16 protein-coding genes are annotated in these 21,978 nt (G+C 62.1%); 7 read left to right on the forward strand and 9 right to left on the reverse strand.

Annotation, left to right across the window (positions count from 1 at the left end; all coding sequences use genetic code 11):
• Positions 1-77: 77 nt before the first annotated feature.
• Positions 78-2,339 (reverse strand): GEVED domain-containing protein, encoded by a 2,262-nt coding sequence (locus MTP16_RS25905; protein ID WP_262922623.1) that lies wholly within the window; start codon positions 2,337-2,339, stop codon positions 78-80.
• A gap of 288 nt (positions 2,340-2,627) precedes the next feature.
• On the opposite strand from MTP16_RS25905, the gene MTP16_RS15310 reads away from it, so the two are divergent.
• Complete coding sequence (locus MTP16_RS15310) at positions 2,628-3,437, forward strand: SDR family oxidoreductase (protein WP_243511221.1); 810 nt, start codon at positions 2,628-2,630, stop codon at positions 3,435-3,437.
• A 227-nt stretch (positions 3,438-3,664) separates the two neighbouring features.
• Here MTP16_RS15310 and MTP16_RS15315 read toward each other — a convergent pair whose 3' ends face one another.
• Entirely contained in the window at positions 3,665-5,392 is a 1,728-nt protein-coding gene (locus tag MTP16_RS15315) for a S8 family peptidase (RefSeq protein ID WP_243511223.1), read from the reverse strand.
• A gap of 118 nt (positions 5,393-5,510) precedes the next feature.
• On the reverse strand, positions 5,511-5,903 hold the full coding sequence (locus MTP16_RS15320; protein WP_243511224.1) for a hypothetical protein: 393 nt from the start codon (positions 5,901-5,903) through the stop codon (positions 5,511-5,513).
• A gap of 415 nt (positions 5,904-6,318) precedes the next feature.
• Between MTP16_RS15320 and MTP16_RS15325 the strand changes: the two genes are divergently transcribed.
• The 6 genes from MTP16_RS15325 to MTP16_RS15350 all read left to right on the forward strand — a co-directional run bounded on the left by MTP16_RS15325 (position 6,319) and on the right by MTP16_RS15350 (position 15,128).
• Positions 6,319-9,003 (forward strand): PIG-L family deacetylase, encoded by a 2,685-nt coding sequence (locus tag MTP16_RS15325; RefSeq protein ID WP_243511227.1) that lies wholly within the window; start codon positions 6,319-6,321, stop codon positions 9,001-9,003.
• A 91-nt stretch (positions 9,004-9,094) separates the two neighbouring features.
• On the forward strand, positions 9,095-9,706 hold the full coding sequence (locus MTP16_RS15330; RefSeq protein ID WP_243511229.1) for a Uma2 family endonuclease: 612 nt from the start codon (positions 9,095-9,097) through the stop codon (positions 9,704-9,706).
• Positions 9,707-9,860: 154 nt separating this feature from the next.
• Positions 9,861-11,237 (forward strand): aspartate kinase, encoded by a 1,377-nt coding sequence (locus MTP16_RS15335; RefSeq protein WP_243511231.1) that lies wholly within the window; start codon positions 9,861-9,863, stop codon positions 11,235-11,237.
• A 91-nt stretch (positions 11,238-11,328) separates the two neighbouring features.
• Complete coding sequence (locus tag MTP16_RS15340) at positions 11,329-11,979, forward strand: phosphatase PAP2 family protein (protein ID WP_243511233.1); 651 nt, start codon at positions 11,329-11,331, stop codon at positions 11,977-11,979.
• A 154-nt stretch (positions 11,980-12,133) separates the two neighbouring features.
• Complete coding sequence (locus MTP16_RS15345) at positions 12,134-13,027, forward strand: glycerophosphodiester phosphodiesterase (RefSeq protein WP_243511236.1); 894 nt, start codon at positions 12,134-12,136, stop codon at positions 13,025-13,027.
• Between the two features lie 130 nt (positions 13,028-13,157).
• Positions 13,158-15,128, forward strand: coding sequence for a CocE/NonD family hydrolase (locus MTP16_RS15350; RefSeq protein WP_243511238.1), 1,971 nt, complete (start codon positions 13,158-13,160; stop codon positions 15,126-15,128).
• Between the two features lie 76 nt (positions 15,129-15,204).
• On the opposite strand, the gene MTP16_RS15355 is transcribed toward MTP16_RS15350, so the two are convergent.
• From MTP16_RS15355 to MTP16_RS15380, 6 genes are all read right to left on the reverse strand, one after another.
• Positions 15,205-16,101: a DUF2911 domain-containing protein gene (locus tag MTP16_RS15355; protein WP_243511240.1), complete on the reverse strand. Its 897-nt coding sequence runs from the start codon at positions 16,099-16,101 to the stop codon at positions 15,205-15,207.
• Between the two features lie 85 nt (positions 16,102-16,186).
• Entirely contained in the window at positions 16,187-16,711 is a 525-nt protein-coding gene (locus MTP16_RS15360; protein ID WP_243511243.1) for a hypothetical protein, read from the reverse strand.
• A gap of 23 nt (positions 16,712-16,734) precedes the next feature.
• Positions 16,735-18,585, reverse strand: a complete 1,851-nt coding sequence (locus MTP16_RS15365) for an ABC transporter ATP-binding protein (RefSeq protein ID WP_243511245.1) — start codon at positions 18,583-18,585, stop codon at positions 16,735-16,737.
• Positions 18,586-18,780: 195 nt separating this feature from the next.
• Positions 18,781-19,296 carry an energy transducer TonB gene (locus MTP16_RS15370; RefSeq protein WP_243511246.1) on the reverse strand — a complete coding sequence of 172 codons (516 nt, stop codon included), beginning with the start codon at positions 19,294-19,296 and terminating at the stop codon, positions 18,781-18,783.
• Positions 19,297-19,302: 6 nt separating this feature from the next.
• The gene (locus MTP16_RS15375; protein WP_243511248.1) at positions 19,303-20,805 is read right to left on the reverse strand and encodes a sodium:solute symporter; all 1,503 of its coding nucleotides are present in this window, start codon (positions 20,803-20,805) and stop codon (positions 19,303-19,305) included.
• Positions 20,806-20,924: 119 nt separating this feature from the next.
• A complete protein-coding gene (locus tag MTP16_RS15380; protein WP_243511250.1) occupies positions 20,925-21,944 on the reverse strand; it encodes an MBL fold metallo-hydrolase in 1,020 nt (339 codons plus the stop codon).
• Positions 21,945-21,978 lie beyond the last annotated feature (34 nt).

The following is a 21,978-nucleotide window of genomic DNA, read 5'->3' on the forward strand; positions in this document are numbered from 1 at the left end:
ATGCAGACCACCAATCCGACGGCCCTTGGGCCGTCAGATTGGTTAATGCCGGAAAATCATAAATTGGGAGAGTGGGGCTACTCGCGTACCACGCGGCGCACGGCGGTTTGGCCCTGGGCATCGCGCAGCTGGAGCAGGTACACACCGGGTGCCAGGCGGCTCAGGTCCAACTCGGCATCGGCGTCAGGGCCTAGGCGCAGGGTCGTGCTCAGCAGCGTGGCGCCCAGCAGGTTTTGCACCGCGGCGGTGTAGGTGCCGGCCGCACTCGCGTCAGGCAGGCGCAGGTGCACCCGGCCGTCGGGCGTGGGGGTGGGGTAGAGGCTGAGGCTGGGCAGAGCCTGCTCCTGGCGGCTTGCCAAAGGACCGAACAACAGCTGATAGTCTTCATACTCCGCGTTGAGCAGGTTGACGGTGCACGCAAAGGGCGTGTTGGCATTAGCTACCGTCATCACCCGCATGCGCATATTCGAACCGGCCGCCGGGCTGTTCACCGTGAAGGTGGTGGTGTAGTTTAGCGTAGAAGGTACCGCGCTGGACAGCAGCTCGTTGTTGTCGAATACCCCATTTTGGTTCTGGTCGACCCACACGGCCACGCGGTGGGCCGTGGTCAGGTTCACGCCCACCGACAGGTTCACGGTGCGGCCGGCGCCCATGGTGATGGGGTTGCTGGTAAAGTTGCCGTAGCCGCCCGTCGAGTTGCCGGTGGTGTTGTTGTAGCCGGGCTGGGCATTGGCCACCGCCACCGACGTAATGTAGAACGGGCTGCCCAGCACCGTGCCGTTCGGGCCGGCGCCGCCGGTGCCATTGGCGGCGCAGTAGGTGAAGCACGGAATCTGAATGGTGATGTAGTTGAGGCGTGTGCCGGTGGCCGCGCCGTTGGCGTTGGTGGCCGTCAGGCTCACGGTGAAAGTGCCGGCCGTGGTGTACTGGTGCGTGGGGTTTTGCAGGGTGCTGGTGGTGCCGTCGCCAAAGTTCCAGAGCCAGGAGGTGGGCGCGTTCTGGCTGGCGTCGATGAATTGCACCGGGTTCACGCAGCCGCCCGCCACGTAGTTGCTCGTGAAGAAGCCCACGTTGGTGGGCGGCGAGGTGTTGGGGCGGGCAATGATGGTGTAGTCTTCGGCCTGGCCGCTCACCTGGTTGGAGCAGGGCGAGGTGCTGTTGCCCACGGCATCGGCCACCACGCGCAGGCGCAGGGGCCGGTTCAGCGTCACGGTGCCGGGCAGGGTGATGTTGGTGGTGGCGCCAGGGCTCAGGGTGTTCAGGCTCTGGTAAATCTGCTCGGCGCTGGTGAGCGTGCCGTCGTTGTTGGCGTCGAGGTACACCCGGATGTCGTGCGCATTGGTGCCGCCCGTGGTGATAATCATTTGGGTGCTGAGGCCCACCATCAGCTCGGCGCGCTGCGTGCAGGTGAAGTTCTCGTAGCCCGCGCTGCCGTTGGCCGAGGTATTGTCGATGGTGCCCAGCCGGAAGCGGGTGATGCCGTAGTTGCCGAAGTAGTTGACGGTGGTGGGCGTGCAGGCGGCGGCCACGGGCACCTGCGTATTGTAGGTGATGCTGGTGGCGGCCGTGGTGCTGTTGCCGGCGGCGTTGGTGGCGCGCAGCGTCACGGCGTAGGTGCCGGCCGCGGTGTAGCACTTGTTGGGGTTTTGCACGGTGCTGGTGGTGCCGTCGCCAAACGTCCACAGCCAGGAGGTGGGCACGTTCTGGCTGGCGTCGGTGAACTGCACGCAGCCGGTGCAGGTGGTGGTGGCGCTGGTGGTGAAGGCGGCCACGGGCGGGCTGGCGTTGGCCGAGAGCGTCACGCTGTAGTCCTCGTCCTGCGAGTACACCGGCGTCGAGCAGGAGGTGGGAATCGGACTGTTGGCGTAGTCGGTGGCCACGCGCATGCGCAGACGGGTGCCCAGCGTGGCCGTGGCCGGCACCGTGAAGCTGCCCGAGTGCGTGGTGGCGTTGTCGGAGCTGAACACCAGCTCGTTGTTGCCGGTGAAGGCCCCGTCGTTGTTGTAGTCTATCCACGCGCGCACGTTTTGGGCCGCCGTGGCGGTGGTGCGCACGCTGATGGAGTAGGGCTGGCCCACCACCAGCGCCGCGTTCTGCGTGCAGCTGTAGTCGTGGTAGCCGGCCAGGTAAGCCGTGCGGTTGGCCAGCACGTTGCTGCCCACCGTCACGTTCAGAATCGCCATGCCGTAGAGCGAGGGATTGGTGACGCTTGCCGAACCCGGCGTACAGGCCGCGGCGATGGGGCACTGGGCCTCAGCGGTTGAGGATATTCCCAGCGTCAGCAGGACGGCAGCTACGCCGGAAGCAACGCGGGACCAAGAGCGTAGGAGTGGAAGCATACGGTATGTTGAGAGAAAACAATAGAATTCAATGGATAAATGTAAGGACAAAATGCGGACGGGAAATCCCCAATCGGTTGTTCCCGGGTTTTATTCGCCCGTGCCTCCGGCGAGGCCGCCCAAAGTCCCTTTTTATCCCCCTGGCAAGCGCCGGTTCATTGCCTGACCGCCGCCCCTGCACAGGGTTTAAAGTGCAGCTGGCAAAAATCGCACCATGCGGGCGTAAATTTGGCCGCAACCCTGTTCTTTCGTTCTTCTCGGCCTTTCGCGCCATCCATCTTCATCCCCATGCCTTCTCCTATTGTTCTCATCACCGGCGGCACTTCGGGCATCGGCCGGGCCTGCGCGCTGGCCTTTGGCCGGGCCGGCTACCAGGTGGCCATCACGGGCCGCGACGAAAAAAAACTCGCTGAAACCGCCCAGGTCCTGGCCGCGGCCGGCGTGGCCCACCTCACCGTGCGCGCCGACGTGGGCGATGAGGCCGCCGCCGAGCGCGCCGTGCAGGAAACCGTGGCCCGCTTCGGCGGCCTCGACGTGCTGCTCAACAACGCCGGCATCAGCATGCGCGCCCGCTTTCAGGACGCCGACCTCGACGTCATCAAGCAGCTCATGCAAACCAATTTCTTCGGCACCGTTTTCAGCACCAAGTTCGCCCTGCCACACCTGCTCAGGAGCAAGGGCACGGTGGTGGGCATCAGCAGCATTGCGGGCTACCGGGGCCTTCCCGGCCGCACCGGCTACTCGGCTTCTAAGTTTGCCATGAATGGCTTTCTGGAAGCCCTGCGCACCGAATTGCTCGACCAAGGCGTGAACGTGCTCACGGCCGCGCCCGGTTTCACGGCCTCCAACATCCGCAACACCGCCCTCGCCGCCGACGGCTCGGCCCAAGGCGAGAGCCCGCGCGACGAAGGCGCCATGATGAGCAGCGAAGCCGTGGCCGATGAAATCCTGCGCGCCGTGCAGCAGCGCAAGCGTACGCTGGTACTCACCGGTCAGGGCAAGCTGGTGGTGTTTCTCAATAAATGGTTGCCGGGCCTGAGCGACAAGCTGGTGCTAAACCACTTCCGTAAGGAGGAAAAGGGCGTGGACGTGGGTTAAGGGCTCGTTCGGGCGGGGCGCCTCACCCCCCGGCTCCTTCTCCTAAAGGAGAGGGGGAGACACGCGACGTCTTGCTAATTGTTCGGGTTTGCCTAATAAAAAAGCCTCTGCAATTGCAGAGGCTTTTTGCTGGGAATATTTTACGATTAAATAGCCGCAAGCAGTCGTTTGGCACCCCCCTCTCTTTTGGGAGAAGGGGCCGGGGGTGAGGACCCCCGCCCGAACGACTACATCGCGGCCTTCTGGGCCAGCTTCACGGCTTCGTACATGTCCACCACGCCGCCGGTCACTGACAGCGTGCTGAAATCGGTTTGCTTGTCGGTGCCGGGCACGCGCACCTGGGTGTGGTGCACCTGAGCCGACTGCATGATGATGCGCTTCAAGTCAGCAGCCGTGAGCTTGGGGAAGTACGACTTGAGCACCGCCGCCACGCCGGCCGTGACGGGTGAGGCCATGCTGGTGCCGCTTTCGTTGCCGAAGGTGCTGCCGGGCAGGGTGCTGAAAATGCCCACGCCGGGCGCAAACACGTCGACCGCCTTCTTGCTGTAGTTGGAGAAATCGGCGGGCAGGGCGGCGTTGTCTTTCGGGCCCGAGGCGCCCACGGTGAGCAGGTTGGGCACCGTGGCCTTGTTCATATAGAAGGAGGCTGGGTAGTTGTCGCTCACATCGAGGTTCTGGTTCTCGTTGCCGGCGGCGTGCACCAGCAGCACGTTTTTGGCGGCGGCGTACTTGAAGGCGGCCTCCACGGCGGCGCGCTGGGGCGAGAACTCCTTGCCGAAGCTCATGTTGATGATGCTGGCGCCGTTGTCGACGGCGTAGCGAATGGCGTTGGCAATGTCCTTGTCGCGCTCGTCGCCGTCGGGCACGGCGCGTACCGTCATGATGCGCACCGGGGCGGGGGCCAGGCCCTGCACGCCGAGGTTGTTGTCGCGCACAGCCGCGATGATGCCCGACACGTGGGTGCCGTGCATGGGGTCGGGGCCGTGCAGGTCGTTGTTGCCGTAGTAGCGCTCGGTCACGTCCTCGGGGTTGTCCTTCACGATGTCGGCCCGTGGGTTGAATTTCAGATTCAGCGAGTTGTCGAGCATGTTGCGTTCCTGCTTCACGCCCTCGTTGAGCTGAGCGAGCAACGCGTCGGCGTCGGCGGCGCCGGTCTGGCGCATCATTTCCAGCATGCCCCCGATGGCGCGCTTCAGGTTGGGGTCGTCGGGGTTGGCGTTTTTCAGGGCCACGGTGTCGAGTTTCTCGGTGCCGAGGGCCTGCTTCATGGCCGCCACCATCTGGGTGAGGGGGCCGGCCATGCTTTCCACCTCCTTGTTGCGCTCGGTTTCCTCGGCCAGGCGGTTTTTGTAGGCCTTTTCGGCTTTCTGATACAGGGCGTAGTCGGCCTTTTCGGTGGGCTTCACCGTGGCAGCGGTTTTGCCCTTGAAGCGCACCCGGCCGGCGGCCACAATGCGCGTCATTTCCAGGGTTTCGGCGTTCACATTGCGGCCGTCGGGGCCGCCGAGGAAGTTCCAGCCGTGCACGTCGTCGATGTAGCCGTTCTTGTCGTCGTCGATGCCATTGCCCGGGATTTCCTTGGTATTGGTCCACAAAACCGGCTTCAAATCAACGTGGGCCGTGTCAATGCCCGAGTCGATGACGGCCACCACGATGGGCGTGGGCGTCAGCGTTTTCAGCAGTTCGGCATAGGTGCGGGTGGCGCCCACGCCGGGCACTTTGTCCAGCTCGGGGTCTTTGAGGTACCATTGGGCGGCGCTTTGGTCGCCGATGGGGGCGGGCTTGGCCGGGGCCGGCGTTTCGGGGGCCACGGGGGCGGCCGGCGCCGCGGTGGGCACGCTCACGGCAGCCGAAGCAGCGGTGCTGGCCTGGGGCCGGCGGGCGCACGAAGAAAACAGCGTGGCGGCCAGCAGCAGCGGCACCGATACGCGGGGGAAATTCAAGCTTGGCGTCATACGAAAGGAAAAAGGCCACGCAACCGGGCGGCCGGGAGTTGAAGAACGAAGATATAAGGGACTGAACACGTAATCGGGCTAAAGACGTGCCCACGGGTCCAATGTTGCGCCCAGCAGCTCAACCAACGGCCCCTTGCGGCCCGGCCACCACCAGCAGCAGGGCGTCTTCGGCGGCGGGGGTGAGGCGCCAGTAACGGTACAGGCTGCGGTATTCCCAGGTTGTCAGGTCAAGTTCGCCGAGGCGCACGGCCACGCGGGCGGCGGCCCGGGCGGGCAGGCTGGCCGCCTCGGCTAGTTCGGCGGTGGTGCGCTCGGGATACTGCATCAGAGCCAGCAGCATGAGCCGCAAGCGCAGGCGCCCGCGCTTGTCACGCACCTTATAGGTCTTCAACAGCCAGTCCTCGATGCGGGCCTGCACGGCGGCGGGCTCCATGCTGAGCGGGGGAGGGGGCGGCGGGTTGTCGCGCTCGGCCACGCGGCGAGCAAAGGCGGTGGGGAGGTTGTCGGGCATGTGGTAGGGCCGGGGATGAGTAAGCCGGTAAAATAGCTGGCTAATTTAATGTATCATCAGGCTAATTTATCTAATTATCTGGCTAATTAACTGCAAATCCTGGCTAATTAACCGAAAAATCTGGCTGATTGATAGCAACGTCTGACTAATTAACCGGAAACGCTGACTAACTAATTTCAATACCCGGCTAACTAGTCGCAATATCTGGCTAATTAAGCGGAAGGGCTGGCTAACTTGCCTCTTGCGTGGTGTGGCGCGACCGGGCGCCTCACCCCCCCGGCCCCCTCTCCGAAAAGGAGAGGGGGTGCGTTCTGGCAAAGCAGACGTCTGGCACCCTTCTCCTTTTCGGAGAGGGACCGGGGGTGAGGCGCGCCGTTGAACGGTAACTTCACGCCTCAATTCTGGTTTCCCGCGCATGATTCGTTCCTTACGCCCGCTGCTCGCGGCCCTGCTGCTGCCCCTCACGGCCCTGGCCCAAACGCCCAAAACCTACACCTCCTCCGAAATCCTGCTGGGCCTCAAGAAGCTCAACGTGCTGGGCTCGGTGATGTACCTGGCCGCCCACCCCGACGACGAAAACACCCGCCTCATCGCCTACCTGGCCAACGAGCGCCTGCTCGAAACCAGCTACCTGAGCTGCACCCGCGGCGACGGCGGCCAGAACCTCATCGGCCCCGAGCTGCGCGAAGGCCTCGGCGTGATTCGCACGCAGGAGCTGCTGGCGGCGCGGCGGCTCGATGGCGGCCGGCAGTTCTTCACCCGCGCCAACGACTTCGGCTTCTCGAAAACCTCCGACGAAACCTTCCGCATCTGGGACAAGGAGCAGGTGCTCGCCGACATGGTGTGGGTCATCCGCCAGCGCCGGCCCGACGTGCTCATCACCCGCTTCCCGCCCGATGCCCGCGCCGGCCACGGCCACCACCAAGCCAGCGCCATCCTCGCCGCCGAAGCCTTCGACGCCGCCGGCGACCCCAAGCGCTTCCCCGAACAGCTCCAGTACGTGCAAGCCTGGCAGCCCAAGCGCCTGCTCTGGAACACCGGCAGCTTCTTCGTGAAGCCCGGCGAAAACATGGACGGCTACCTCAAGCTCGACGCCGGCGGCTACAACCCCCTGCTGGGCCAGAGCTACGGCGAAATCGCGGCCCGCAGCCGCAGCAACCACCGCAGCCAGGGCTTCGGCTCGGCCGCCCAGCGGGGCGAGGCGCTGGAGTATTTCCAGCCCGTGAAAGGCGACAAGGCCACCAAAGACCTGTTCGAAGGCGTGGACCAGACCTGGAACCGCGTGCCCGGCGGCGCGGCCGTGGGCAAGCTCATCGAGGAGGTGATTCGCAAGTACGACCCAAGCAACCCCAGCGCCAGCGTGGCGGGGCTGCTGAAGGTGCGGGAAGCGGTAGAAAAGATGGTTTCTTCTTCTTACAACAGCCAAGCAACTCGTGATTCAAATGCGACATTCTGGGCCTTGGAAAAAGAAGCAGAAGTGCAAACACTAATTCAGGCAGCCTCGGGTATTTATGTTGATGCTGTTGCAGATGTTCCCACTGCAGTGGCAGGGCAGAAGCTGATTATTAATCTGGAAGTCGCAAACAGAGCAACAGCACCACTAAAAATCAATTCCATCAGTAGTTTCGGTTTGGTATCTATTGACACAGCCTTTGAAAAACCAATTGTCGTTGATGCCGGCAAAGCTTTACGGATGCCATTGCATGGTACTGTAAGCACATTCTTGTCAAGCGACGGTTTCGCGAAGGGAGCGAAGAAACGTGACATCAAAGAGAAACAATATCCTGCTTTTTCCCAGCCGTATTGGTTGTTAGAAAAAGGCTCAGTTGGAATGTATGCCATCCCCAACCAGTATGTTGTTGGTCGCACAACCTTGTACCCGCCGTTGAGCGCAATTTCATCATCTGGTTCCGGTGGAATGCAAAACGTTGTTACACCAGGTCAACACTTGATTGGAAACGCAGAGAATGGACCAATTGCCAGTATCGCAGTATTTACATCAGCAGGTAATGCATCAATTCTGGGTTCTGCTATTCAATACAAACACACCGACCCGGTGCTGGGCGAATTATACCAGCCGCTGGCCGTGGTGCCGCCCGTGCTGGTGAACCTGCCGCCCGCCCGTTCCTACGTCTTCGCCGATGCCCAGCCCAAGACCGTGCCCGTCACGCTGCGGGCCGGGCGCGCCGGGGTGAGCGGCCGCCTGGCCCTGGCCCTGCCCGCCGGCTGGAAGTGCGAGCCCGCCACCGCCGACTTCGCCCTCGCCGCCAAAGACGAGGAGTTGACCGTGAACTTCCAGGTGCAGCCCCTGGCCGGCGCCGCGCCCGGCCGCGCCGAGCTGCGCGCCACCGCCACCGTGGCCGGCCAGGCCTACGCCCGCGGCATCCAGAAGATTGAGTACCCGCACATCCCCACGCAGTTCCTCTTCCCCGAGGCCGTGGCCCCGCTGGTGAAGCTCGACCTGAAGCGGCGCGGCCAGAACGTGGCCTACCTCATGGGCGCCGGCGACGAAGTGCCCGATGCCCTGCGCCAAATTGGCTACAACGTGACGCTACTGAAACCTGAGGAGCTGAACGCCGCCAACCTGAAAAAATATGATGCCCTGGTGCTGGGCGTCCGCGCCTACAACACCGTGGACCGGCTCAAAACCCAGCAGCCCGAAATCCTCAAATACATCGAGCAGGGCGGCAACGTGGTGGTGCAATACGTGGTGAACCGCGGCACCGTGATGCCCGAAATCGGCCCCTACCCGATGAGCCTCAGCACCGACCGCGTGACCGTGGAAGATGCCCCCGTGACCCTGAAGAAGCACCAACTGCTGGCCGCCCCCAACAAAATCACCGAGCAGGATTTCCGCGGTTGGGTGCAGGAGCAGGGCCTTTACTATCCCTCAAAATGGGACCCGAAATACCAGACCGTCATCTCCAGCAGCGACCCCGGTGAGGCCCCCAAGGAAAGCGCCATTCTGGTGACGGACTACGGCAAGGGGCACTACATCTACACCGGGCTGTCGCTGTTTCGGGAGTTGCCGGCCGGCGTGCCGGGCGCGTACCGGCTGATTACGAACATGATTTCCTACGGGAAGGAAGTGGCGCAGTAGAGATGCAATATGTTGCGTCTCGTCGTTAGCTCCGCTGACCTTCGGTTGAACGACAACTTAGAACGACCAGCACCAAACGTATTTTTGCCCCATGTCCGCACCCATCACATCCATCGACCAACTCGACCCGAACGGCATCTACACCTATGCCGACTACCTCACTTGGCAGTTCACCGAGTTGGTAGAATTGCTGCGCGGCAAAATCATGCGCCGCATGAGTGCACCTACTGACCGGCACCAAGCCTTGCTGGGGGAGTTGTATCTAGCGTTCGGTAACCACTTGCGGCGGCAGCGTTGCCAGGTGCGGATGGCCCCCTATGATGTACGTTTGCCCAAACGCGGCACAACTGCTGATGAGGCCATTTATACCGTGGTGCAGCCGGATTTGTGCGTCATCTGCGACCCGAGCAAAATTGAGCCGCGCGGCTGCCTGGGCGCACCCGACCTGATTATTGAAGTAGCCTCGCCCCGCACGGCCGCCCGCGACTGGAAAGACAAGTTCGACCTCTACGAAGAAGCCGGCGTGCGCGAGTACTGGATTGTGCTGCCGCAGGACAACGACGTTTCCGTGTTCGTCCTCGACGATGTCACCGCCCGCTACCGCTTGGTGGGCGAGTACGCCAGCCCCGGCCTCATCCCATGCCAAGTGCTGCCCGGCCTGAACCTGGATTGGGCCGATGTATTCGCCGAAAATCCGGTTTAGCGCGGTTTTCCTGCCTCCCAATTTTACTTTGCGGGTCGTTTGGGCATTTACTTGCCCGAACGACCCGCTTTCTTATCAAGCTTTTCTCCCAATCTGCGCCGCCGTGGCTCCCCCTCTCCCGGAGGGGAGGGGGCCGGGGGGTGGGGTTCTCCTTATGCTCACAGTTGAAAAAATCGGCGGCACCTCGATGACCGCCTTCGCCCACGTCCTCGACAACATCATCTTCCACAAGCGCGAAGGCGCGGCCCTCTACAACCGCGTGTTCGTGGTGTCGGCCTACGCCAACGTCACCAACTGGCTGCTCGAAAACAAGAAAACCGGCGAGCCCGGCGTGTACCACCGCATCACCCAAGGGCAGGAGTTTCGCTCGGCGCTGCAGCAGGTGGCCGAGCAGCTGAAGGAGCTGAACAAAAATTACGAGCCGCTGGGCCTGAACCTGGCCGTGGCCGACGCCTTCATTCAGCAGCGCGTCGACCAGGCCCAGGTGTACCTGGATAGCCTGGTGAACGTGCTGGCCTCGGGCTACGTGAACAGCGCGAACATCCTGCAGGCGGCCCGCGAAATCCTGGCCTCGATAGGGGAGGCGCACTCGGCCTTCAACTCGGTGAATATTTTGCTCAACAAAGGGGTGCACGCCACGTTGGTCGACCTCAGCGGCTTCGACGACGCCCAGGCCCTGACCATTGATGAGCGCATCCGCCAGGCATTTGGCGACATCGATTTTCTGAAAACCATTTGCATTGCCACCGGCTACACCAAGGGCACAGAGGGCATCATGCGCGAGTTCGACCGGGGCTATTCCGAAGTTACTTTCAGCAAGATAGCCGTGGCCGTGCATCCGCAGGAGGCCATTATTCACAAGGAATACCACCTCAGCTCGGCCGACCCCGGGCTGGTGGGCGTGGACCAGGTGCGGCCCATCGGCTTCACCAACTACGACGTGGCCGACCAGCTGGCCGACGTGGGCATGGAGGCCATTCACCCCAAGGCGTCGAAGCCGCTGGAAATAAACGCCATCAACCTGCGCATCAAAAACACCTTCGAGCCCGACCACCCCGGCACGCTCATCACCCGCGATTTTGTGTCGAAAGACAAGCACATCGAAGTCATCACCGGCACCGAGAAAGTCGTCATCATCGACATCCACGAGCCGCTGATGGTGGGCGCCGCCGGCTTCGACCTGCACCTGATGCAGGTGTTTTTCGACCTCGGCGTGAGCTACATCTTCAAGGCCACCAGCGCCAACAGCATCTCGCTCGTTATCTGGGAGAAAGACCTCAAGCCCCAGCTCATGGCCGCCCTTGAGGCCAAGTACGAAAGCATCACCGTGGAGCCGGCCGCCCTGGTCTGCCTCATTGGCTCCAACATCGACGAGCCCGGCCTGCTGGCCCGCGCCGCCCGCGCCCTGGCCGATGCCGGCATCAACATCCGCAGCGCCGGCTTTGCCCTGCGCAAGGTCAACATCCAGTTCATCGTGGGCCGCGAGGACTACCAAACGGCCATCATCGCGCTGAACCAGGCGCTGGGGTAACATTATGCAAGGGTGGGAGGGTATGGGGGCAGGAGGGCAGGAGGTTCAAAATACGCTGCCACAACTCTTACCCTCATACCCTCTTACCCCCATGCCCTCAACTATGACGCTCCGCCAGTTCCTCCTCTTCACGGCCATCTCGCTGCCGGCTTGCGTGCTGCTCATTTTGTTTCTCGACCAGCCGCTGGCCGGGTTCATTCACGGCCATTTCACGTGGTCGGCCCCGTTCTTCGGCGCCCTCACCGCCGCCGCCGACCGCACCCACGACGCGCTGATGACGCACCTGCTCGGCCTGCCCGTCATCTTTCTGGTGCTGGGGCTGGCCTTCGCCGTGGGGCGCTACGGGCTGAAACGGCGCGGCGCCACGCTGTTTCTCGTGTTGCTGCTCACCCACGAGTTCAGCATGGTGCTGGCCCGGGTGCTGAAAGGTGCTGTGCACCGCCTGCGGCCCGAGGTACAGTTTGGAAGCGGGTATGCGGGCACGGGCCTGTGGGCCACGGGGCCGCACAACGACTCGTTTCCCTCCTACCACACAGCGGTTTATTTCAGCCTGTTTTGGCCGCTGGCGCTGGCATTTCCCCGGTTTCGGGTGCCGCTGCTGGTGCTGCCGTCGCTCATTGGGCTGGGCCGGCTGGTGCTGGGCGCGCACTACCTAAGCGACGTGTGGTTTTCGCTGTGGCTGGTGGTGGCCCTCACGTTCCTCTTTGGCTTGCTAGAAAAGCAGCGCCCGTCTGCGCTGTAGAAACGCGACACTTCGCGTCTCGGCATTGAACCGCAACTTTCGAACGACATCCCAACGGAGCGGGCGCCGAGACGCAAACTATTGCGTCTCTACAACCAGAGAGCGCCGTTGCCGTTCAGCCCCACCACCGGCGCGTGCCGGTTTTTGCTTCTGCATGAAAAATTACCGCTTACGCTTCGCCACTTCGCTGGCGCTAATACTATTGCTGGCCCTGGCCGCCTGCACCGCCACCAAACCGGCCGTCAATCCCAAGCTGGTGGTGCTGGGCCACGCCGGCTCGGGCTTCTACACGCCCATCAGCCCCTTCAATTTCCGGCCGCCGAGCAGCTGGCGCGGCATCCGGCGGGCCCTGCTGCGCGGGGCCGACGGCGTGGAGGTGGACCTGCAGTTGAGCCGCGACAGCGTGGTGATGCTTTATCACGACCAGAAAATGGAGGACGGCAGCACCGGCACCGGCTGCATCAGCCAGCGCACGGCGGCCGAAATTACCCAGGCCCGCTACCGCGGCGGCTTCCCCTACGACCTCATCCAGAAGGAGCGCCCCATCACCTTCGACACCCTTTTGGCTCGGCTCAACCGCCGACCCAGCTTCCCCAGCATCCACCTCGACCTGCACGAGGACGACCGGTGCCTGCCCGCCGGCCACCAGCAAGACCGCACGCCGCTGCTCGTGCGCCAGATAGCCCGCAGCCTGGCCCGCTACCACGTGCCACCCGCCAAAGTTCTGTTTATCACGCAGGAAGGCCCCACCATCCGGCTGGCCCGTGCCGCCATGCCCGGCGTGCGCGTCGGCCTCGAAATTGCCTCCGATGAGTTTGCGGCCGGCCTGCAATTGGCCCGGGCCGAGAAAGTGCCCACCGTGGTGCTCGACGCCGACCGCGTGACGCCCGAGCAAAGCGCTCAGGCCCACGCGGCCGGCTTTACGGTGGTGGTGTTCGGCGGCCGCTCGCCCAAAGACCTGCGCCGCGTGCTCGCCACCCAGCCCGATGAGATTGAAGTCGACAACGTGAAGCGCCTGCTCATCATGCAGGGGCGGGGACCGAAGTAGGAGGAGACACTAAATGGAAAGGCTTTGCAAAGAGCCAAATAGTGTGTCATGCAGCGCGTCGCGAAGCATAAGCGGTTTACGGCAGGTTTCTACCTTTACCACCGCACTCCCATCCCCAACTTTGCCCTGCATGAAACACTCTCTGCTATTAGCTGCCCTGCTTGCCACGGCCGCTGGCTGGCCTGCTTTTGCCCAACAGCCCGGCCCGCCTTACCCCCTATGGTCCGAGGGCGAAAAGGCCCGCTACGCCACCATCATCGCTGATACGAGCTACATCAAGGAGCACTACAAAAAGACCGAGCACCAGGTGGCCATGCGCGACGGCGTGAAGCTCTACACCATCGTGTACGCGCCGAATGATGCCGACAAAGTGCGCTACCCCGTCATGCTCAACCGCACGCCCTACGCCATCGGGCCCTACAAGTCGGCCAAGATGAAGCTGAACCTGGGGCCGAGCAGCGAGATGATGCACGAAGGCTACATCTTTGTGTATCAGGACGTGCGCGGGCGCTACATGAGCGAAGGCACGTTTGTGGACGTGCGCCCGGAGAAGGAAACGCACAAGGGCAAAACCGACGTGGACGAAGGCACCGACACCTTCGACACCATTGAGTGGCTGCTGAAAGGCAAGGGTGCCCCCAAAAACAACGGCCGCGTGGGCCAGTGGGGCATCAGCTACCCCGGCTACTACACTGCCACGGGCCTGCTCGCCCGCCACCCGGCCCTGAAAGCCGCCTCGCCCCAGGCACCCATCGCCGACTGGTTCTGGGACGACTTCCACCACAACGGCGCGTTTTTCCTGCCCCACGCCTTCAATTTCCTGGCCAGCTTTGGCCGGCCCCGCCCGCAGCCCACGCCCACCGGCAACCCCGCCTTCAAGCACGGCACGCCCGACGGCTACGACTTTTTTATGAAGATGGGCCCATTGAAAAACGCTGACGCCCGCTACTACAAGGGCCAGGTGGGATTCTGGAACGACCTGGTGGAGCACCCTAACTACGACAGCTTCTGGCAGGCCCGCGACCTGCGCCCCCACCTCAAAAACCTGCAGCCCGGTACCGCCGTGCTCACCGTGGGCGGCTTCAACGACGCCGAGGACTTGTTCGGCGCCTTGCACATCTACAGCGCTATCGAAAAACAGAACCCCGGCCTGAATAACAAGCTGGTGATGGGCCCCTGGGTGCACGGCGGCTGGGCCCGCGGCTCGGGCGAAATCGTGGGCAACGTGGCCTACGGCGACGCGCCCTCGTTTTATTACCAAAAGGAAATCGAGTCCAAATTCTTTAAATCCTACCTGAAAGACGGCAAGCCCGCCGACCTGCCCGAAGCCACCGTCTTCGAGGGGGGCACCAATAAGTGGCGCACCTTTGACGCCTGGCCGCCCAAAGCCGCGCAGAGCCGCACGCTCTACTTCCGCCAGGCCGGCGGCCTCAGCTTCAGCCCGCCCACCGACGGCACCAACGAGCGTCGCCGGGCCGATGTCAACTTCGAGTTTGACCAGTTTCTGAGCGACCCGGCCCACCCCGTGCCCTTCACCGAGGCCACCGCCACGGGCATGACCCGCGAGTACATGACCGACGACCAGCGCTTCGCCAGCCGCCGCCCCGACGTGCTCACCTACCAAACCGACGTCCTCACCGCCCCGCTCACCCTGGCCGGCCCCATTGAGGCGTTACTTCAAGTGGCCACCACCGGCACCGACGCCGACTGGGTGGTGAAAATCATCGACGTGTACCCCGACAACACCCCCGATAACCCGCGCCTTAACCCCAGCGTGCGCCTCGGCGGCTACCAGCAGATGGTGCGCTCCGAGGTGATGCGCGGCCGTTTCCGTAACAGCTTCTCCAAGCCCGAGCCCTTCACACCCGGCCAGGTCACGGCCGTGCCCTTCACCGTGCAGGACCTCATGCACACCTTCCAGCCCGGCCACCGCCTCATGGTGCAGGTGCAAAGCACCTGGTTCCCGCTCGTCGACCGCAATCCGCAGAAGTACGTTGACAACATTTATAAGGCGGACGAGGCCGATTTTCAAGCCGCCACGCACCGGCTGTACCACGCTCCCAGCCACGCCTCGCAACTGGTGCTGAAAGTGTTGCCGTAGAAAGGACTATAAGAAAAAAGCCCGCTCGGATGACCGAGCGGGCTTTTTTCTTATAACGCTGAGCTTTTGACTAAAGCTATTTGCCCATTTTCTTGGCCTGCGCCATCAGGTCCTCGTTCATTTTCACGTACTCGCCATTCGGCGGCGTGGCTGCCAGCGCGGCTTTCTTCGAGGCTTCGGCGGCTTTGGTGGCGCCGGCGTAGTCCTTCATTTTCAGGCGGATTTTGGCTTCCGTGTTCAGATTCCAGTACTTGGTGGGCTCGGCGGCGTTGGCCTTTTCCATCCAGGTCACGGCCTGTTTCAGGTCCTTGTTATTGTCGTAGTAGTACACGGCGGCAGCGGCCAGGTCGGCCGGGGCGGGGGTGGCGGCTTTAATGACTTTCTCGTCAATCTGGGCCATCACCTTGCTTTCCACGTCGGCCGTGATTTTGAACTTGGCGCCGGTGTTTTCCCACTGCATGTCCACGTTGGCGGTGGCGGGCGTCAGGTCGGTGAAGGCGATGGTGAAGGTTTCCACCTTGCTGCCGCTCACTTTGTAAGGCTTGATGGTGAAGCGGGCCACATCTTGGTCGTCCTTGAAGCCGTCCACGTCGGCGCCCTGCTTGAGGCTTTTGTTCAGTACCACGGTCCACTCGTTGGGGCGCGGTACGGTGTAGATGCCGTACTCGCCGGCCGGAATCTTCTTCCCCTCGATGGTCACGTCATCGGAGAACTTAATGCTAGTAGTGCCGTTGGCGCCGGTGCGCCAGCGTTTGCCATTGGGCACCAGTGAGTTGTCGGAGCCAAAAATGCTGCGCCCCTTGGCGCTGGGGCGCGAGTACACAATGGTGACATCGGTGAGGCCGATGCGCTGCGTAATGGTGCTTTGGGGGCTGGCGGCGGGCGTGCGGATTTGGGCGTGGGCGGCAGGGGCGGCCAGCAGGGTAGCAGCTGCTACAACGGCGACGGAGAAAGATGCGAAGTGCTTGCTCATTGGATTGAGGAAGGGTAAAGAGGGTTGTTGTGGGGTTAAAAGTACGAAACCCGCGCTTGGGGCGCGGGTTTTGGGGTGTGTGTATTTAAATGGGCTTGATACGCTTTCGCTTTAGCAATGCCAACAGTTCTTCACGAGTTGAGGGAGGAAGTACGGCCGCGGTATTCAAGAAACATATTCCATTCAAGGAAGTCGTTGCTTGCCTTAGCAGTATCCATTGGCCCACCTGTTTGGCTGTTCTTTCGACATTGGACCAGAGTATGGGTTCCTGCGAAAGACCCTCAAGTACAATCTCTCGGTCGTTCAGATAATACGCAGCACCATTTTGCAAAGCATCAGATTGATAATACTGTTTTCGCCAACTCTGCCACGTGGCAATCCAGATAAATACCAGCCCGGCCGGAAATATTATTGGGATTGCTAGGGCTTGCAGATTTTTTGCAGTTAGCTCTTCATCGTAAAGCGCTACCCCGACAATCAGCAACATGACAAAAGATAAAAAAGCAAAGCTGATGAGTCGTGGAAGATGCCTTGCTTGTAAATCAGCAAACATCAACTTCTTATATTCAGAATAGGTCAGCGGAGACGCGGCAATAACAATTTGCTGCATAAGTAACGAACGGAAACAATAGCTTACGTCAACTCAAACTGCAGCCGTAGCAGGTTCGCGTACAGCCCGCCTTCCCGCTCGCTCAGTTCCTCATGCGACCCCGCTTCCACAATGCGGCCGCCGTCAATCACCAGGATTTTATCAACCTTGCGAATTGTAGAAAGGCGGTGCGCAATGATGAGGCTCGTGCGGTGCTCCATCAATTCGTCCAGCGCGCCTTGCACCAGCTTTTCGCTTTCGCTGTCGAGCGAGGAGGTGGCTTCGTCCAGAATCAGGATGGCCGGGTTCTTCAGAATGGCGCGGGCAATGGCCACGCGCTGCCGCTGCCCTCCCGAGAGCTTGATGCCCCGGTCTCCCACCACCGTGTCGAGTGCTTCGGGGAAAGCCTGGATGAACTGCCAGGCGTTGGCCCGCTGGGCGGCTTCGATGATTTCGCCGTCGGTGGCGTCGGGCTTGCCGTAGGCGATGTTCTCGCGGATGGTGCCGCCGAAGAGCAGCGTTTCCTGCGGCACAATGCCGATGTGGCGGCGCAGGGCCGTGAGGTCGTAATCCTGCACGTCGTGCCCGTCCACGATGATGCGGCCGCCGCTGAGCGGGTAAAACTGCATCAGCAGGCCCGCAATGGTGCTTTTGCCCGCGCCGCTGGGGCCCACAAGGGCAATTTTCTCGCCCGCCGCAATATGAAAGTCGATGTCGGACAGCACCGGCACGTCGGGCCGGGTGGGGTAGCGGAAGGCCACGTGCTCGTAACGAATGTCGCCGTGCAGGCGGGTCGGTACCAGGCCGACGGGCGGGGTAATGTGCGTGGGCTCAGGCGCTTCGTCCAGAATTTCGAGGATGCGCTCGGAGGCGCCCAACGTGCTTTGCACCTTGCCATAAATCTCACCCAGGCCCGCCACCGAAGCCCCGATAAAGGCCGTGTAGATGATGAAGGCCGTAAGGTCGCCGATTTGCAGGTGGTTGGGGTCCGTGACGGGGGTGTGGACCAGCGTGGCCCCGCGCCACAGCACCAGAATGATGCCGCCAAACAGACCAATAATCACGAACGACACGAAACCGCCGCGGTAGAGGTTGCTTTGCAGCGCGGCCCGCACCACCTTGCCCAGCGAGGCATTGTAGCGGCCTGTTTCAAACTTCTCGTTCGTGAACGCCTTCACCGAATTGATGGCTTGCAGCGTTTCTTCCACGATGGTGTTGGTGTGGGCCAACTCCTGTTGCACAGTCTTGGACAGCGTGCGGATTTTGCGCCCGAACAGACCGGCCGCCAGCACAATGGGCGGAAACGTGAGCAGCATGAACAACGACAGTTTCCACGATACCACCATGATGAATGCGATGCCGCCCACCAGCGTGAACACCTGCCGGAATAGTTCGGCCAGCGTCAGCGAAAATGAGTCCTGAATCTGGCCCACGTCGGAGGTAATGCGCGAGGTGATGGCACCCACGCGGTTTTTCTCAAAGAACGGGATGGGCAGCTGCACAAACTTGGCGTAGAGCGCCTGCCGGATGTCGCGCACCGTGAACTCGCTCACCTGCGTGAAAAACCAGATGCGCCCGAACGAGAAAAACCCCTGCAGCACCGTCACCAGAAACAAGCCCAGGGCCACGCGGTTGATGTCGAGCGCAATGCCGCCGGGCAGCATCAGCGGCTGGCCGGTGGCCACGTTCACCAGCTTGCCCGCAATCCAGGGAAACGACATGGTGCTCAGGCTGCTGAGCACCAGCAATACCATGCCGGTGATGAACTTGGTGCGGTAGGGCAGCACGTAGCGAAATATCCGCAGGCCGCGCCGGAGCGACTCTTTGTTAACTTTCGGTTTGGGCAAATCGGCCGAAACGCCGTTGCCACTGGTATTTAATCCACTTCTAGCCATCAGGCGGGGGTAATATTAGCTAATCGAACACGGCAAATAGCGCCGCCGGGCATGAGGTGCGGGTGAAGCCGCTCAAGGCCCCATGCCCAAGAATGCGCTGGCACGAGTACCCCGAAGCTCCGCTTCGGCACGGGCGAACATCAATCTGTTCAACGGGCCGAAGCGGAGCTTCGGGGTACTCGTTCCGGCAGTGCCTTACTTCACCCCCCGCCGCCCGGCGGGAGAGGGCCGGTTGTTCATTTCAATTTTCATATCGCCCGCGCCACCGAAGGGCACGGGTAATTGAATGAGCACGGGCAGCGGCCGGCCCTTGCGCATGGCCGGCTGCCAACCCGTGAGCATCGGCACCACGCGCAGGGCTTCGGCGTCGCACTCCGGCGAAAGTGACTTGGCCACCACCGGGTTGCTCACGGTGCCGTCCTCGTTCACGGTGGCGTTGACGAGGACGATGCCGCTGAGCTGTTTGACGCGCGCGGCGTCGGGATATTTTAGATTATTCAGAAAAAACAAGCCCAAGGCCTGTTCCCCGCCCGGGTACACCGGGGCGCGGTCGGGGCGGTTGGCGGCCGAGTGGGCCTGCACCTGCATGTTGCCGGGCTTGAGGATGATGGTTTGCTGGGTGGTGGTAGGGGCCGGGGCCGGCGTGGTTTGGGCCAGCGTGGCCGAGGACGAGGCCAGCACCAAGAAGCCAGAGAGGATAGTCTTATTCATGATTCGTTAAACCGCGGTTTGCGGAAGGGGGTTCACCGCGGCGGGGCGGGAAATGAGGAGCAGGCCCAGGTACACCAGCGCGCCGTTGAGCAGCAGGATTTCGAAGCCAAACTTGTAGCCGCCGAGCCACTCCACCGAGTGCGTTACGATGAGCAGGGTGAGGCCCACGGCGGCCGTGCAGGTGGGCAGCACCAGCCGGTCGCGCAGCTGCCGCCGGGTGAAGATGCCAAAGGCAAACAAGCCCAAAAGAGGTCCGTAGGTGAAGCCTGCGGCCTTGTACACGGCATCAATCAGGCTTTGCTCGTTGAGGGCGCGGAAAATCATGATGATGACGATGAGCACCACCGACCAGCCCAGGTGCGTGAGCTGGCGCAGGCGCGTCTGCTGGGCCTCGGGGTATTTCTGAATGTCGAGAAAATCGACGCAAAACGAAGTAGTGAGCGAGGTCAGCGCCGAGTCGGCCGAGGCGTAGGTGACAGCTATGATGCCCAGAATGAAGATGATGCCCGCCGCCAGCGAGAATTGCGTGGTGGCCAGGAAGGGAAACACCTTGTCGGTATCGAGGGTGCCTTTGAGGTTGAGCAGCTGGGGCAGCTCGGTGAGCTGGAGGCCGCGGGCGGCGGCGTATTGGTACATGAGCACGCCCAGCGTGAGGAACAGCACGTTCACGCTCACAATCACCGGCGTAAACCAAAACAGGTTTTTCTGGGCCTCGCCGAGGCTGCGGCAGCTCAGGTTTTTCTGCATCAGGTCCTGGTCGAGGCCGGTCATCACGATGGTGATGAACATGCCCGAGGCGAACTGCTTCCAGAAGAACTTGTCGTCGCGCACATCAGAAAAATAGATTTGCGACATGGGGCTTTCGCGCACCGACTGCACCAGCTTGGCGAAGGAATAATTCAGGGCATCGGCCATGAAGTAGATGCTCAGGGCCACGCAGCTCAGCATGGCCAAGGTCTGGAAGGTATCGGTCCAGAGGATGGTTTTCAGCCCGCCCTTGAAGGTGTAGAGGTAGATGAAGAAGATGCTCACCACCACCGTGACGGCAAAGGGCACGCCCATGGCATCAAACACGGCCAGCTGCAACACGCCCGCCACCAGGTACAGCCGCAGAGCCGAACCCAGTGAGCGCGAAATTAGGAAATACAGCGCCCCGGTTTTGTAGCTCCAGTAGCCAAAGCGCTGGTCCAGATACGAATAGATGCTCACCAGCCGCAGCCGGTAGTAGAGCGGCATGAGCACGGTGCCAATCACCACGTAGCCGGCCACAAAGCCCATGGCCACGGCCAAGTAGCTCCAGCTTTTGCCGTACACGTTGCCCGGCACCGAGATGAACGTGACGCCCGATAGCGAGGTGCCAATCATGGCAAACGCTACCATGTACCAAGGCGCGTTGCGGTTGGCAACAAAGAAGCTTTCGCTGGTGGCCCCGCGCGAGGTGAGCACCGCAATGATGATGAGAACGGCGAAGTAGCCCGCAACCAGGCTCAGTACTAACGTTGGCGACATGTGGGAATTGGGCAGGAGGGTATGGGGGTAGGAGGGTAAGAGTTTGGAAAGGGAATTAGCGACAAAGGTCGTTACAATAACTCCTACCCACCTACCCTCACACCCTCCTGCCCTAAAATCTATTCCCACTCCGGCCAGGGCAGCACCTCGCCCACGGCTGGGGCGTGCAGCTCGCCGCGCAGCATGCCGCCGGCCGCCACTTCCTGCAGCTGCCGCAGCGGCTCAGAAGCGGGCTCGTCGCTCAGCGAAAAGGTGCCGTAATGCATGGGCACCACGTGGCCGGCGCGCAGCACGTTGGCGGCCTTGGCGGCCTCGTGGGGGTTGACGTGGCTTTTGGCCATCATGTAGGCGGGCTTGTAGGCCCCGATGGGCATGAGGGCGATGTCGAGGGGGCCGAAGCGCGCTTCGATGGCCTCGAAATGGTCGGCGTAGGAGGTATCGCCGGCGAAGTAGATGAGCTTGTCGGTGCGTTTATCCCGAATCAGAAAGCTGCCCCAGAGCACCTGGTTCAGGTCGGCCAGGCCACGGCGGTGCCAGTGCGAGGCGGGCAGATAAGTGATTTCGATGGGTGCGTCCGGACCCAGGTCGTATTGCTGCCACCAGCCGGCTTCCTGCACGGGCAGGGCCGAAGCCATGCCGCGCAGCAGCGGCGTCATGCGCAGCGAGGTCAGCACCTGCATCTGCGGGTTTTGCCGGGCCAGCAGCTTGATGGATTTCTCGTCCAGATGGTCGCGGTGGCCGTGCGAGAGCAGCAGGTAATCGATGCTGCGGATGGCCTCGGGCGGGCAGGGGAGGGCGTGGCGGTGGCGCAGGCCCAGCGAGCTGAACAGCACGGGGTCAAAGAGCAGCGTCACGCCGTTCACCCGCAACAGAAAGCTGGCGTGCCCCAGCCACACCAGCAGGTCCTCAGTGGCTGCGAAGGCGGCCGTGCAGTCCACTACCGCCGGAGCCCAGGTATCAGCTTTTTTCTCGGCTTTCTGCGGGTTGGTTTCAAGCTGCCACTTCAGCACCGTGCCGAAACTGGGCTCAAACAACTCCTCGCCGTTGGCAAATTCGCGGCCGAACAGCTTGTTGCCGGGGTAGCCGGGCCGCACGGTGGGCAGGGCCGGGTTGCGGAGGAAAGAAATGCGGGAAGCCATAAAGCGAGCTATAAAAATTGCCCGACCACACCAG

It is taken from the genome of Hymenobacter monticola (genome assembly GCF_022811645.1).
Lineage (GTDB): Bacteria > Bacteroidota > Bacteroidia > Cytophagales > Hymenobacteraceae > Hymenobacter > Hymenobacter monticola.